The sequence below is a fragment of the Shewanella putrefaciens genome, from assembly GCF_016406325.1.
Classification (GTDB): Bacteria; Pseudomonadota; Gammaproteobacteria; order Enterobacterales; family Shewanellaceae; genus Shewanella; species Shewanella putrefaciens.
This window is the reverse complement of record NZ_CP066370.1, coordinates 4,329,966-4,343,930: the sequence shown is the minus strand read 5'-3', so window position 1 is coordinate 4,343,930 and position 13,965 is coordinate 4,329,966. Positions and strand designations below refer to the sequence as shown.

Sequence of the window (13,965 nt, the reverse complement as noted above, 5' to 3'; positions counted from 1 at the left end):
TATCGCTGACAGGTGAATTATGCAGTTAACACGCTATACCGATTTTGGCGTTCGTACACTTATGTATTTGGCTGTTCAGCCCGATAGGACGACGCTGTTTAGAATTGCTGAAATTACCCAGGTATTTGATTTATCACCTAATCATGTTTCTAAAATTGTGCATCATCTCGGTAAGCTAGGCTATTTAGAAACCATTCGAGGAAAAATGGGTGGCTTTCGTCTCGGCAAGCCAGCTTGCGAGATCAACTTAGGCCAATTAGTGCGAGTTCTTGAAAATTCATTAGCACCAATTGACTGTAGTAAACCTTACTGCCGGTTTACACCAGCCTGTAAGCTTAAAGGCGTCTTGGCGCATGCGGTTGATGCTTATTTAAATGTGCTCGATCAATATAGTTTGCAAGATATAGTCAGTAATCGTGATGAGCTGTTAGTTTTGCTGCCGGATTTGTCTATTTCTGTTTTACAGTTGGATTAGTCTATTTTCCTGAGCTATATCAATAGGCAATAAATCTGATACGGGTACCAGATCTATTCCTTCTGCTTCAAGTAGTGGTAAATTCGCTTGTAAGAAGCGAATGGTTTCAGGATACGGATGAGCTATTATCACTAGGCTTCCTTGCATGTGTGCATTGCTAATCATGAGATTAAATTGCTTTTCAAGGGCTTTTTTACTGACGTTGTTATCGAGAAAGAGTTGGCGTTTCAAACTTGGGATACCTAATTGATCTGCTTTCTCTCCCGCTTTAGAAAATGGTGTAGTCATACTATCCACAAAATACAGTTGATTCTGCTTTAGGCATTCCATAACCCAAAGCATGTGTGAATCGAGTTGTGTTAATAAACTCCCCATATGGTTATTTGCACCCTTAGCAAAAGGGATATTTGCAATCGCACTCGATACGTTAGCGCGGATCTCTGCTTCATCCATACCCTTGGTTAAGCCTCCGGGACCTAATGCTTTACCGTTAATAGCTTGCATAGGTAAATGCAGCATTATTTCATGCCCTTTACTGTGACCCACTTTTGCGAGATTTTCACCTAGAGGCGTATGAGGTAACACTGAAAGAGTTACTGTGTGAGGCAGTGACAATACTGCTTTATCTGTTTGACGATAGCCTATGTCATCGATGATCAGTGCAATTTTAGTCGCGTAAGATGGCGCAACATATAAGATGAAGACAATAAAGATATAAAATAAACGCACTGTTTCTGCTTATTCGTCATGGTGTTGTATCCAAGCTATAGCAGAGTTGACTATATAGTCATGGGCAACATCGCTTGGAGTTGAGTTGGCGTCGATTATAGCCATATTCTCTTTGTTTGAGCTAGTTTCGGGGTTGACTTTCACATCTGGTACTATGCCAATCTCGTGGATATTTCCACCTTTTGGCGTGTTGTATTGGGCTATTGTCAGTTTTACAGCGTTGCCATCGTTTAGTATTGGGATCAAACTTTGGACGGTTCCTTTACCAAAACTGGTTTCACCTAATAGCTTAGCGCGACCATTTTCTTGCAATGCGGCTGCAAGCACTTCGGCTGCAGAGGCTGAACCTTTGTTGATCAACACTAATATTGGCACTTTGTTGAACATTGTTTGAGGTGAAGCGTAGTAGTCTGAATTCGCATCAAAAAATCGCCCAGAAGTTGAGACGATACGGCCCTTAGCGAGGAAGATATCCGCAATTTTTATTGCTTGGTCGAGTAGCCCTCCGGGATTATTACGCAAATCGAGAATAAGCCCTGTCAACTCTGTGCTTTGCCATTGGCTTAGTGAATGCAACACATCTTTGGTGGAGTTTTCTTGAAAGCTACTGAGTCTAATGTAGCCAATATTGCCTTTTAGCAGTGTGCTACTCACAGATTGCATAGTGATCATGCTAGGTCTGAGTGAAACCTTAAACTCTGTACTATCGTTTAGATGTTTTAGTGTTAAATCAATCGGTTGATTACGTAGGCTGTGCTGTTTTATTTCTGCAAGAATATCGGAGAGATTCGCTTCAGTTGATAGAGTATTATTGAGTTTGATAATAGTGTCCCCAGCTCTTATCCCCGCTTTTTCTGCGGGGGAATTAGCGAAGGGCGCTATGATACTGATCTGATTTTTATTGCTGGCGACTTCAAACCCAAAACCAAAGTACTCACCTCGGTTGGCATCTTTTAAATCGAGGAATTCTTGGTGATTTAAAAAGCTAGAGTAAGGATCTAAATGTTCAAAAATTCCCTTGATGGCCGCTTGGACCAATTCTTCCTTTGAAACGGTTTTAACATAATAAGTTTCAACTGTTTCAATAACATCCTGTAGCAATGGATAGTCAAAATTATTTAAAGAAGATTTTGTATTCTCTTTACTGGATAGGCTAATAGACAGGCCTAGTACTAGGCCTAATCCAACACAACCAATGTCGCGGAACACATGTTTCATAGCCGCCCCCTATTGTTAGGGCAGCCATGTTAGCGACAGTATTTCGCTGGATCGACGGCTTGCCCTTTATGCCTTATTTCAAAGTATAGGCCAGGCTCGGTTTGTCCACCCGAACGTCCGACTAAAGCAATTGCGTCGCCACTTTTTACCATGTCACCAGGGCTTTTTAGTAGTGTTTGTGCATGGCCGTAAAGACTCATATAGCCCTTACCGTGGTCGATGACCATCACCATACCAAACCCCTTTAACCAATCGGCATAGATGACTTTTCCTCCTGAAATTGCATGTATATTTTGTCCTTCAGGTGCCGATAGCATAGTGCCTTTCCACACTACTTGCCCTGAACGTGGGCTGCCAAAGCTGGCACTGACTCGGCCTTTGGTCGGCCATTTCAGCTTACCTCCCTGTTTGCCAAAACCTTCCATTGATGGACTGTCTTTCATGGCACGTAGTGCTTGTTCTACCACGCGTTTTAAGCTGGCTTCCTCAATTTGTAGTTGTTCAAGTTCAGCGCCCTTAGTGTTGAGGGTACGTTGCAATTCATTGAGGGTGAGTTGGCGCTGACTTTGTTCCTGGCTTAAGCGCTTAGACTGAACTTGTTGCTCTGCTATCAACTTAGTGAGCTGCTGCTGTTTACTGATCTGTGAAGCCTTGATGTCATCAAGTTCGGTAAGAGTCTGTTTTAATTCGTTTATCGACTTCATTCGAGCTTTGTTCAGGTATTGATAATAAGCCAGCATTCGCTCAATAGTGGCAGGACTTTGTTGATTTAGCATCATCTTGGTGTAATCGTGATTGCCTGCTAAATAGGCGCTAGAAAGCTGTTTTGAAAGTGTTTTTTGCTGGCTAATTTTCAGTGTTTCTAACTCATCTTGGCGTTGTTTTAGCTCTGCGAGTTTATTGTCTATTTGTTTTAAACTATTTTTTGTGTTGTTTACTTTTTTTGCCGCGGCAGCAATGGCTTCTTCATCACTTCGCAGTAATGAAAGTAATTTTTCTCGTTGTTTACTGGTGCTTTTTAGTGCGCTTTGTTGTTGGTTTATTTGCGCTTGGATTGATTTCAACTCGGACTGACGCTTCTGTAAGTCAGAAGCGTTGGCCGAGAAAGATAACATCATAAAGCCAGCAATAATGCTGGCTTTCACAAGGAGTCGAGTACTCACTAGGTAACAATTACTCTTTAATGTGGATTAAGGGTTTGCCCGTCATCTCTGCAGGAATAGTTTCACCAATTAACTGCAAGATGGTCGGTGCGACATCGCTGAGTTTACCACCTTTATCTATAGTCGCATCGCGTCCAACAAAGATAAAAGGCACCAGTTCACTGGTGTGGGCAGTATGGGCTTGACCTGTGGTTTCGTCAGTCATTTGCTCTGCGTTACCGTGGTCGGCGGTAATAATACATTCACCACCCACTTTAGCCAGTGCTTCGACAACGCGGCCAATACAAGTATCAACCGCTTCACAGGCTTTGACTGCGGCATCGAAGTTACCCGTGTGGCCAACCATATCGCCATTGGGGTAGTTACAGATGATCACATCGTATTTTGTTGATTCAATTGCTGCAACTAACTTATCGGTCAGCTCGGTTGAACTCATCTCTGGTTGTAGATCGTAAGTTGCCACTTTAGGTGAATTGATTAGGATGCGATCTTCGCCCTCAAATGGTTCTTCTTTACCGCCGTTGAAGAAGAAAGTGACATGGGCATACTTTTCTGTTTCAGAGATCCGTAGCTGAGTACGACCACGATTTTGCAGTACTTCACCTAAAGTATTCACTAAGTTTTCGGATGGATAAGCGATAGGTGCCGTTATGTCGCCAGCGTACTCAGTGAGGGTGACAAAGTGCATTTTAGGCACAACTGCGCGTTCGAAACCATCGAAGTCTGGGTGAATAAAGCTACGGGTGATTTGGCGGGCGCGGTCAGCGCGGAAGTTCATAAATATTAGTGCGTCGCCATCCTGTAGTGTTGCTACTTTACCATGGACATCGGTAATGGCCGATGAAGACACAAACTCATCGTTTTCATCACGGGCATATGCGGCTTCTAACGCCGTCACAGCGTTATCGTATTGGAATTTAGCCTTACCTTGGGTGATTAACTCATAGGCTTGGGATACACGATCCCAACGGTTATCACGGTCCATTGCAAAGTAACGGCCTATGATTGATGCGACACGGCCATGGCCTAATGTAGTAAACAGATCATCAAAATGACTCAAGCTAGCTTTAGCGCTGCGGGGTGGTGTGTCACGGCCATCTAAGAACGCGTGTAAATAGACCTTGGTTGCACCGCGTGCAACGGCCATGCGGCACATGGCTTCGATATGCTCTTCATGGCTATGTACACCACCGGGAGAAAGTAAGCCCATAATGTGTACTGCGCCGCCAGCATTAATTGCCGAATCAACGGCATCGCACAGGGCTGGGTTTGTCTCAAACTCATGGTCGCTAATCGCTTTACTGATGCGAGTAAGCTCTTGATAGACAATGCGGCCAGAGCCTAAATTGATATGGCCTACTTCAGAGTTGCCCATTTGACCATCGGGCAAACCTACATCTAAGCCTGAGCCAGAAATCAAACCGTGGGGATATTGAGCGTTGAGTCGGTCGAGTACTGGTGTTTTGGCGTGAAAAATCGCGTTCATGTGCGTGTTTTCACGGTAGCCCCAGCCATCGAGGATCAACAGCGCGATCGGACGTTTAGTTATCGTCATGGTGATACCTTTAAGTTTTGAAGAAGCGGTAGAAATCTGAAATTGGTTAAATATTACTACGTAAGCAGGGTACGAAAAAGCGCTTTACCTAGATTAAGGTCATCGAATCGTTAATTAGGCAGAATATTGGCGAATGGTCGGATAATCGCTTTGCTACAAGGTTCAAACTGTGTTCTCTAACTGTGACTAAACTGCTGCAATCTGCCAAGGCAATGGGTATACTCTGTGCCCTTATTGAATTTTCGCCATTTATACGGGCTGTAATCATGCAAGAATATATCGAATTTTTTAAAGCTCACTCTATGTTAAGTCTTGCTTGGGTGGGATTATTTGTTGTACTCGTGATAAGTGTCATCAAATCGAGCTTTTCGAAAATCAAAAATATTAGTCATCAAGAGTTAACCATTATGGTGAACAGACAGGATGCCAAAGTGGTTGATGTGCGTTCAAGCGATGAGTTCCGTAAGGGCCATATTGTTGATGCACTTAACGTTACGCTCGCGGATATCAAAAATAATCAGACTTCGGCACTTGAAAAGTTTAAAGCCAGTCCCATTATACTTGTATGCAATGCTGGCATGACCTCGTCTCAAGCGGCTCAGCTTTTAAGTAAACAGGGTTTTGAAAATCTGTATAACTTAAAAGGTGGTATGGGTGAATGGCAGGCAGCTAATATGCCTGTTTCAAAAAGCAAAAGATAAGTTGTCGGCGGCAGTTATGATTTGTGCTACAAAGGCCATCTTGCCATGGTAGCAATAGGAGTCATCATTGTTTGGCATACTGATCCTGTGGTCGCTAAGGGCTTTAATTAAGTTTTGAAAGATGCACTTTAGGGTTAAATATTGGGATGGCACTGGGATCTAAGATTGGCCTTAAGTCGCAAAGCCCGAGCTAAATAGACATATAAGCCAGCCTTCAACGAAAAGCTGGCATAACATTGATAGGATAGGTAGGAAATTATGGCTGAAGTAGCAAACAACGAACAACAAGCCCCACAATTCAACATCCAACGTGTTTACACGAAAGATGTGTCTTTTGAAACACCTAACAGCCCAGCGGTATTCCAAAAAGAATGGAATCCAGAAGTGAAGTTAGATTTAGATACACGCAGTGCTAAATTAGCTGATGATGTGTATGAAGTGGTTCTGTCTTTGACTGTAACTGCACAAAATGGCGGCGAAACCGCATTCCTGTGTGAAGTACAACAGGCGGGTATCTTCTCTATTTCTGGTTTAACTGAGCCACAATTGGCGCACTCCTTAGGTGCATACTGCCCTAACATTCTATTCCCATATGCTCGCGAAGCGGTAGGCAGCTTAGTAGGTCGTGGTACTTTCCCACAACTGAATCTTGCACCTGTAAACTTTGATGCTTTGTTCGCGCAATATGTGCAACAACGTCAAGCCGCTGCGACTGCCCCCGCAGCCGAAGAAGCAAACGCTTAATTACATGAAAAACTCTGCCGATATCACGGTATTAGGGGCGGGCTCATATGGCACCGCCCTTGCCATTTCTTTAGCCAGCAATGGTCATAAGACCTTGTTGTGGGGACACGATCCTGTCCACATGCAAACGCTCGCACAAGACAAGTGCAACCAAGCTTTTTTGCCTGATATTGCGTTTCCAGACTGTTTACAGATCGAAGCCGATTTAGCCAAAGCCTTAGCCGCCAGTAACAATGTGTTAGTGGTCGTGCCAAGCCATGTGTTTGGTACTGTGCTTGAGCAAGCGAAACCGTTATTGCGTAGCGATGCGCGTATCGTGTGGGCAACTAAAGGACTTGAGCCTGAAACGGGACGTTTACTGCAAGATGTAGCCCGTGATGTATTGGGCGAACAATATCCGCTAGCGGTATTATCTGGGCCAACCTTTGCTAAAGAACTTGCTATGGGTTTACCTACGGCGATTTCGGTTGCAGGAACCTGTCCACAGTTTACTGAAGATTTAGTGGAATTGCTGCACAGCCCAAAACGCTTGCGGGTTTACGCCAATGATGACTTTACGGGGTTGCAACTTGGCGGCGCGGTAAAGAACGTGATCGCCATTGGTGCAGGTATGTCTGACGGCATTGGCTTTGGTGCTAATGCTAGAACGGCCTTAATCACCCGTGGTCTAGTCGAACTAACGCGCTTAGGCGAAGCCCTTGGCGCCAGTACAGCTACTTTTATGGGCATGGCTGGGTTAGGCGACTTAGTGTTGACCTGTACCGACAACCAATCCCGTAACCGCCGCTTTGGTTTAGCCTTAGGTAAAGGCTGTGATGTGATGACTGCACAGGCTGAGATCGGCCAAGTGGTTGAAGGTTATCGCAATACTAAAGAAGTGTTTACTCTGGCGAAACGCCTTGGTGTTGAAATGCCGATCACTGAGCAGATTTACCAAGTTTTGTATCAAGGTAAATCACCGGTTGATGCCGCAAAAGAACTGCTCGGCAGAGAGAAAAAATCAGAAACGCCAACCCAGTAAGTGTATTTATTACGAGGTAATAGCGGTTCGTCGAAAGGGTGCTAAAATAGCGCCCTTTTTTATGCACGGACTTCTGGTGTGCAAGATGTATCCCCGGTCACCAGGGTCCTTGATGTTCCTGACATCAGACGGGCATTTCCTCCATCCTTGGAGGTCAGATGGTGAAAGAGGGGATTTATGTCCGATCGCCATAGCCTTTATCCATAAAGGGTTGATGATGAAAGAGGGGTTGTGGCTTGCCAATTGCAATCAATTTATCGACTGGAGTACGAGTGTGAAACATCATGATGTGATTATTATCGGAGCCGGTGCCGCGGGATTGATGTGTGCAGCAACAGCGGGTTACCGAGGCCGTGATGTACTCGTACTCGATAACGCCAAGCAAGCGGGGCGTAAAATCCTCATTAGCGGTGGCGGCCGTTGTAACTTCACTAACCTTAAAGTTGAGCCCGCTAACTTTATCTGTAGCAATCCGCACTTTGTAAAATCGGCACTTGCGCGTTATCCCTCACTGCAGTTTATCGAACTGGTTGAGCGCCACGGCATTGAATACCACGAGCGCGATCATGGCCAGCTATTCTGTAATGACTCGGCCAAAGAAATTGTCACTATGCTGCTGACTGAATGCGAATGGGCAGGTGTGAGTATAAAGCTGCGCACCGATATTCTGGCCGTTAAAAAGACCGAAGTTGGGCGCTTTGAGCTTAACACTTCTAATGGCGAGTTAAGTTGCGATTCATTGGTGGTTGCTACTGGCGGCTTATCTATGCCCAAACTCGGCGCCACGCCTTATGGTTATCAACTGGCCGAGCAATTTGGCCTCAAAGTATTACCAACCCACGCAGGGCTAGTACCTTTTACCTGGCACAGTGAAGATAAAATTCGTTTCGAGCCCTTATCGGGCATAGCCGTACCTAGCCGCATTACCGCCAAAGACGGCACTAGCTTTAGTGAAGCTCTGCTATTCACCCATCGCGGCTTATCTGGCCCCGCGATTTTGCAGATTTCCAACTATTGGAAAGCGGGCGAAACCATAGAGATAAATCTATTACCCAATATGGATTTGGCGCAGACGCTAGAGCAACAATTGGCAGCACATCCAAAGCAGAGTCTACGTAATACCTTAAGCCAGTGGTTACCTAAGCGGCTGGTGGAAGTGTTATTCGATGAGGCGTTATTAAACAAAGCCTTAAATCAGCTTATGCATGCAGAGCGCGCTAAGCTGGTCGACGATCTGCACCGCTGGACAGTATTAATGAATGGCACCGAAGGCTACCGCACCGCCGAAGTGACGTTAGGCGGTGTGGATACCCATGAACTCTCCTCCAAAACCATGGAAGCTAGCAAAGTGCCTGGACTCTACTTTATCGGTGAAGTGATGGATGTAAGTGGTTGGTTAGGCGGGTTTAATTTCCAATGGTCTTGGGCCTCCGGCGTTGCAGCAGGGCAAGTAGTGTAAAAATCAGCTTTCTCGGCTTGTGACAAAAACAGAGCAATTTAGGGCTAATGGAAAAGTCTGGTATTTATGTGCGTTATTGACTCACAGGAATATGGTATGTTGTAAAATACCTACCAGCTAGCTCGGTTTTATGAACTTTCATCGCTATTTTGTTGAGTGTTTTATAAGCAGGCCTACTGTCAAGTAGATGAAATATGACTTCTTTATGTCCTAGTTCTCTCGCCCAACAAATCAGCGTTTTGAAAATAGATATACCAAACCCCCAAAATCTCTTAGCGATAACAATCGCTAATTCAAAGCCATTATCATCTGGTTGAATTCCGCACCAACCAGCTAACATCCCATCTATATAAACGGCACGTATACGACAACCATTTGTTGCATCGAGCTTAATTTTATCCTCCATCCATACTCTAACGCTGGTGGCATCAAAATATGGATGTTCTATCAGATGTATTCTTAGAGAGTCTTCATTGATAATAGATATGAAATCTTCAGGCTTTACTTGATCAAAAAATAGATATTCAATTTTACTCATGTTGTGATACTTCCTACCTACCTCGGTTTCACTTGATAGGTAAACTTAACCTATCAGCTTCTGGCATGATTTGATTTTGGCATATGGCGATATTGGCCCATTTTTCTTTTGTTATTCTACTATTGGGCCTGTGTAAAGGAGCTCACTATCAGTGCTTAAGCATATAGTGAGCACTCCTATTTTCACAATGTAATGGTTTGTTGATACATCAACATTATTGTTCTGTATTCTTTTACTCAGTCAAGAAGGTTTAGAGTTTGATGATATTGCTGACAACAGAGATAGCGTCTTCACCTTCAGTTACCCAATCGCCAATTTGGTTTCTGCATAGCGTAATTTTTTCACTCTTGGGTTGGCAAGGAAGTAGGCCAGCATCAGTGGGCCTAGACGTCCCATATACATCATAAAGATAATGATCCCTAGGCCCATATCTGAAAGACTCCCTGTTAAACCGCGTGATAAACCGACAGTGCCCAGTGCTGAAACCGCTTCAAATACAATATCGACTAGCGGCGCTTTTTCAGTTAACACTAAAGCAAAAATAGCGAGCCAAGTGACGCCAATGGAGATCATGGTAAGGGCTAAGGCCTTACTAATGGTGTCTTTGGGAATTTCCCGCTTAAACACGTAGACAGCTTCATCACGGCGCAAGTAGCCATAAGTTGCCAAAATCAACACCATAAAAGTGACTACCTTAATCCCGCTGGCGGTACTGAGAGAGCCACCGCCGATAAACATCAATACCAGCATAAGTAGTGTTGAGCCATCTTCGAGCTGGTCAATGGCTAAGGTATTAAAGCCAGCAGTGCGAGGGGTAACGGCTTGAAACCAAGAGGCTAACCATTTACCGAGTTCGCTTAAGGGCGCGAGAGTATTGGGGTTGTTGTACTCAATCAGGTAAATAGCAATCACTGCTACGGCATTGATCAGTATGGTGCCTGTAATCATCATTCGGCTGTAGACGGTCAATTTCGACCAACATTTATTGCGGCGAAGGTCAATCCAGACTGAAAACCCTAAACCGCCAATAATAAATAAACCTGTGATGGTGAGGTTAATTACAGGATCGGCCACATAGGGCATTAAGCTGTCGGCACTGAGGGCAAAACCTGCGTTATTAAAGGCGCTAATCGTATAGAAAAAACCGTGGAATAAGCTGGTTTGCCAACCGAGTTCATGGCTCCAATGCACTGATAAAATCAACATGCCTATGGCTTCTACCAAGAGCGAAAACAGTAATACGGCCTTAGCAGTCGAGACTAATGTTGAAGTATCGGTTTGATTAAAAGCCTCTTTTGCGACGGTTTGCTGTAAAAAGCCAATCTTACCGCCAAGGGCGATAAGGGTAACAATCGCAAAGGTCATCAGCCCCAGCCCGCCGCATTGGATTAATAGCGCGATGACGATTTGGCCAAATGGCGTAAATACTGTCCCTGTGTCGACAACGACTAGCCCAGTCACTGTGACCGCCGAGGTTGCAGTGAAAAGACTTTGTAACCAAGTAATAGGGACTTCGGTTGCTATTGGCAGTTTCAGTAAGCAAGTACCAAGGATGATCAGTAGTGCAAAGCTCACGCTTAAAATAAAGGGTGGCGCACCGAACAGTTTTCTATCCGACCTTGGATGATGTTCTATTGCCATGATGGAGGGATGCCATTGAACCACCTTACACCAACCTTGGTGCGAGATATTTAAGCTCGCTACGGCTACCACATAGCAACAATGCATCGTTAGCTTGCAACACAAAACTACCATCGATCTTGCTAAATACCGCTAAATCACGTTTAACCATAATGGCTGCAACTTTACCTTTAGGGTTGCGCTTTATATTGGTTAATTCATCACTAAAACCATCTTGAACTGAGCCAAGAAGTTGGGCAACGGTGGTTTTATCTAGGTGGGGTTTAATATGAATTTCAACAATATATAGTCCATCACCAATGGCGAGAAAGTTATTGACCATAGGATAATTGAGCGACTGAGCGACACGTATCCCCATTTCTTCTTCAGGGTGAATGATGCGTGCAACGCCGAGTTTTGACACGATAGTGTGATGCGCTTTAGTGCTAGCCTTGACCCAAATGGTTTGCACACCCAGATTCTTAAGCGCCAAGGTGCATAGTAGGCTGGATTGCATATCCTCACCGATAGCGACAAGTACGGCTTCGCTGTTGTTGAGGTCAAGCTCACGCAGCGATGCCTCATCGGAACAGTCGCAAATCACGGCTTCAGTTAGGTTCTCTACATATTTTTCAACCATTTTAGGGTCACTGTCGACTCCTGTGACCGTGTGGCCTAAGTGGATCAATTCAAGGCTGGCTGCAACGCCAAATCGCCCTAAACCAATAACGGTAAAATGCGCCATACAAATATCCTTTTATGTTTGCTTTTGTGATGATGAGAACGCTTACTGCTGATTGATGTCTGTTAAGCGGTAACCTAAACCCGCTTCTGTTTTAATCAGTTGCTGCTCGTTATTGTCATTGAGTTTTTTGCGTAACTGGCTGACTAAAATCCGCAGATAGTGACTGTCTTCTTGATGGGTTTCGCCCCAAATTTTTTGCAGTAATACAGTTTGCTTGACTAACTGACCAGGGTGAGACATTAAGGTCTCCATCAGGGCGAATTCCTTTTTGGTCAAAGCGATTTCTTGCTTATTGATCCAAAGCTGGTGGGTGCTTTTTTGTAGCTTAAGTGTGGCAAAGTGCAGCACATCACTTAAAGATGACTCGTCCACTAAATCGCGGACTAATACTTTGATACGGGCAATTAATTCTCTTATCCCAAAAGGCTTGCTGAGATAGTCATTGGCGCCAGCGTCTAATAGGCGAATTTTCTCTTCCTCTTGATCGCGGGCAGTTAACACCAATACGGGGATTTTGTCGTTTCGCCTTAGGGTTTGTAGTAGCTCAATACCATCACCATCCGGTAATCCAAGGTCGAGTATCAATATGTGTGGTTGCTGTCCCCGATATTGGGCAAGGGCTGTGGTTATGGATGATGCGCCAATATATTCAAAGCCTTCTGCTTCTAAGGATATTCGCATAAATGTGTGGATTTGCGCTTCATCATCCACCACTAACACTTTGTAGGCCATTTATTCACAGTCCTTTTTTATCGGCAAAGCAATACGAATAAGGCTGCCCTTAGTGACAGGTTCGGCGCTGATTTGGCCTTGGTGTGCGGTAATAATTCCTTTCGCAACAGCCAAACCTAGACCAGCACCACCATCCGTTGATGGATGTTGGCGATAAAAAAGTTCAAAAATGGCTTCCATATCTGCGGTGGCTATACCGCAGCCTTGATCTTGGATATCCAATCTCAACATATTTTCATACCGATAAACCTTAACGGTGACTTTTTCATCTTGTGGTGAGTAGCGCAATGCATTGTCCAGTACATTAAAAATAGCTTGCTCAATCAATGAACTGCATATCATCACTGTGGGTAGCTCGGATTCACTCTTGATAACAATGCGTGGTTGTGTGGCCGGAAAACGGGCAATAGCTTGGTGTAACACATGAGTAATAGAGTCTTCATTCAAACTAAACTTGAGTGCGCCATGCTGTAATTTAGTGGCCTGTAATAGATTTTCGATATATTGGTGCAGACGGTGGCTTTCTGCCGCAGCGCTGTCAATTAGCTCATCTTTTTGGGATGGGCTCAGCTTAGGCATATATTCTTTTAGCGTAGTTAAAGTGCCAATAATGGTGGCGAGTGGAGTACGTAAATCGTGGGAGACCGACAGCAAAATACTATTACGTAACTGGGCTTGTTCAAGCGCATCTTGCTGACGCCGATAAAGTTCCGCCAGTTTGCTGGTGGTGAGCGCTACTAAGAGAAATACGGCTAAGTTAAGAATATCCTCAAGATTAAACATCTGTAGCGAATAGCGCGGTGTGGTAAATAAAAAGTTATAACTTGCCGCTTCATACACTGCAGTAAAATAGGCGTAATGGGCATTACATTGTAGGGCGACAACCACCACAGCGAGTTGCAAAATCAGTAACACGGCGATGGTTGAGCCTGAGAGCAAATCAATAAAAAAACTGCTGAAAATGGCGATGACTAACACAACGAAGGTGAATGAAGATGGATGTGAACGCCAGTATTGAGTCATAGGTACGGCTATGGATGAAGTCATAAAAAAGAAAGAAGCATTAAAAATGTTGTCCGTACTCTAACAAAGGCATTTTAAGATAGCGCGTAAAAAATCCGTAAAATTTAGTCGATTGTTAGTGGCTTAGCTTGCGATTAACTCGAGGGGATTGAACTTACTCATATCAAGCTATAGGCGAATGATAAGGCTTACTGCGTAGACATCTGCTGTAAGCCTCACCTTAGGCGCTGGTTTAATGCTAA

The 13,965-nt window shown here is 44.4% G+C and carries 14 protein-coding genes; 5 read left to right on the top strand and 9 right to left on the bottom strand.

Going from position 1 to position 13,965, the window contains the following annotated elements:
* The first annotated feature begins 19 nt into the window (after positions 1-19).
* The gene (locus tag JEZ96_RS19270) at positions 20-475 is read left to right on the top strand and encodes an Rrf2 family transcriptional regulator (protein WP_011791265.1); all 456 of its coding nucleotides are present in this window, start codon (positions 20-22) and stop codon (positions 473-475) included.
* Here the strand turns inward: JEZ96_RS19270 and JEZ96_RS19265 are convergent.
* The 4 genes from JEZ96_RS19265 to gpmM are packed head-to-tail and all read right to left on the bottom strand — an operon-like array spanning position 461 to position 5,140.
* Entirely contained in the window at positions 461-1,204 is a 744-nt protein-coding gene (locus JEZ96_RS19265) for a divergent polysaccharide deacetylase family protein (RefSeq protein ID WP_061783419.1), read from the bottom strand. The two genes, JEZ96_RS19270 and JEZ96_RS19265, sit on opposite strands and share 15 nt — an antisense overlap.
* Positions 1,205-1,213: 9 nt before the next feature.
* Complete coding sequence (locus tag JEZ96_RS19260) at positions 1,214-2,422, bottom strand: S41 family peptidase (RefSeq protein ID WP_011791263.1); 1,209 nt, start codon at positions 2,420-2,422, stop codon at positions 1,214-1,216.
* 29 nt (positions 2,423-2,451) lie between these two features.
* The gene (locus tag JEZ96_RS19255) at positions 2,452-3,585 is read right to left on the bottom strand and encodes a murein hydrolase activator EnvC family protein (protein ID WP_011791262.1); all 1,134 of its coding nucleotides are present in this window, start codon (positions 3,583-3,585) and stop codon (positions 2,452-2,454) included.
* 10 nt (positions 3,586-3,595) lie between these two features.
* Positions 3,596-5,140 carry a 2,3-bisphosphoglycerate-independent phosphoglycerate mutase gene (gene gpmM, locus JEZ96_RS19250; protein ID WP_061783420.1) on the bottom strand — a complete coding sequence of 515 codons (1,545 nt, stop codon included), beginning with the start codon at positions 5,138-5,140 and terminating at the stop codon, positions 3,596-3,598.
* Positions 5,141-5,406: 266 nt separating this feature from the next.
* Here gpmM and JEZ96_RS19245 point away from each other — a divergent pair, with 266 nt between their 5' ends.
* From JEZ96_RS19245 to JEZ96_RS19230, 4 genes are all read left to right on the top strand, one after another.
* On the top strand, positions 5,407-5,841 hold the full coding sequence (locus tag JEZ96_RS19245) for a rhodanese-like domain-containing protein (RefSeq protein ID WP_011791260.1): 435 nt from the start codon (positions 5,407-5,409) through the stop codon (positions 5,839-5,841).
* Between the two features lie 258 nt (positions 5,842-6,099).
* Positions 6,100-6,585, top strand: a complete 486-nt coding sequence (secB, locus tag JEZ96_RS19240) for a protein-export chaperone SecB (protein WP_011791259.1) — start codon at positions 6,100-6,102, stop codon at positions 6,583-6,585.
* Between the two features lie 4 nt (positions 6,586-6,589).
* Entirely contained in the window at positions 6,590-7,606 is a 1,017-nt protein-coding gene (gene gpsA, locus JEZ96_RS19235; protein WP_011791258.1) for an NAD(P)H-dependent glycerol-3-phosphate dehydrogenase, read from the top strand.
* A 274-nt stretch (positions 7,607-7,880) separates the two neighbouring features.
* Entirely contained in the window at positions 7,881-9,065 is a 1,185-nt protein-coding gene (locus JEZ96_RS19230; protein ID WP_025007931.1) for a BaiN/RdsA family NAD(P)/FAD-dependent oxidoreductase, read from the top strand.
* Between the two features lie 73 nt (positions 9,066-9,138).
* Here JEZ96_RS19230 and JEZ96_RS19225 read toward each other — a convergent pair whose 3' ends face one another.
* The 5 genes from JEZ96_RS19225 to JEZ96_RS19205 all read right to left on the bottom strand — a co-directional run bounded on the left by JEZ96_RS19225 (position 9,139) and on the right by JEZ96_RS19205 (position 13,747).
* On the bottom strand, positions 9,139-9,603 hold the full coding sequence (locus tag JEZ96_RS19225; protein WP_011791256.1) for a hypothetical protein: 465 nt from the start codon (positions 9,601-9,603) through the stop codon (positions 9,139-9,141).
* Between the two features lie 300 nt (positions 9,604-9,903).
* Positions 9,904-11,268: a TrkH family potassium uptake protein gene (locus tag JEZ96_RS19220; protein ID WP_025007932.1), complete on the bottom strand. Its 1,365-nt coding sequence runs from the start codon at positions 11,266-11,268 to the stop codon at positions 9,904-9,906.
* 1 nt (position 11,269) lies between these two features.
* Entirely contained in the window at positions 11,270-11,968 is a 699-nt protein-coding gene (locus JEZ96_RS19215) for a potassium channel family protein (protein WP_011791254.1), read from the bottom strand.
* 42 nt (positions 11,969-12,010) lie between these two features.
* A complete protein-coding gene (locus JEZ96_RS19210) occupies positions 12,011-12,700 on the bottom strand; it encodes a response regulator transcription factor (RefSeq protein ID WP_025007933.1) in 690 nt (229 codons plus the stop codon).
* Positions 12,701-13,747: a sensor histidine kinase gene (locus tag JEZ96_RS19205; protein ID WP_025007934.1), complete on the bottom strand. Its 1,047-nt coding sequence runs from the start codon at positions 13,745-13,747 to the stop codon at positions 12,701-12,703. It lies immediately after the preceding gene.
* Positions 13,748-13,965: the final 218 nt, after the last annotated feature.

Bases quoted from the DNA above. Each gene is read 5' to 3' on its own strand.
- JEZ96_RS19270 (WP_011791265.1), top strand. From the start codon at position 20: ATGCAGTTAACACGCTATACCGATTTTGGCGTTCGTACACTTATGTAT.
- JEZ96_RS19260 (WP_011791263.1), bottom strand. From the start codon at position 2,422: ATGAAACATGTGTTCCGCGACATTGGTTGTGTTGGATTAGGCCTAGTA.
- gpmM (WP_061783420.1), bottom strand. From the start codon at position 5,140: ATGACGATAACTAAACGTCCGATCGCGCTGTTGATCCTCGATGGCTGG.
- JEZ96_RS19245 (WP_011791260.1), top strand. From the start codon at position 5,407: ATGCAAGAATATATCGAATTTTTTAAAGCTCACTCTATGTTAAGTCTT.
- secB (WP_011791259.1), top strand. From the start codon at position 6,100: ATGGCTGAAGTAGCAAACAACGAACAACAAGCCCCACAATTCAACATC.
- gpsA (WP_011791258.1), top strand. From the start codon at position 6,590: ATGAAAAACTCTGCCGATATCACGGTATTAGGGGCGGGCTCATATGGC.
- JEZ96_RS19225 (WP_011791256.1), bottom strand. From the start codon at position 9,603: ATGAGTAAAATTGAATATCTATTTTTTGATCAAGTAAAGCCTGAAGAT.
- JEZ96_RS19215 (WP_011791254.1), bottom strand. From the start codon at position 11,968: ATGGCGCATTTTACCGTTATTGGTTTAGGGCGATTTGGCGTTGCAGCC.
- JEZ96_RS19210 (WP_025007933.1), bottom strand. From the start codon at position 12,700: ATGGCCTACAAAGTGTTAGTGGTGGATGATGAAGCGCAAATCCACACA.
- JEZ96_RS19205 (WP_025007934.1), bottom strand. From the start codon at position 13,747: ATGACTTCATCCATAGCCGTACCTATGACTCAATACTGGCGTTCACAT.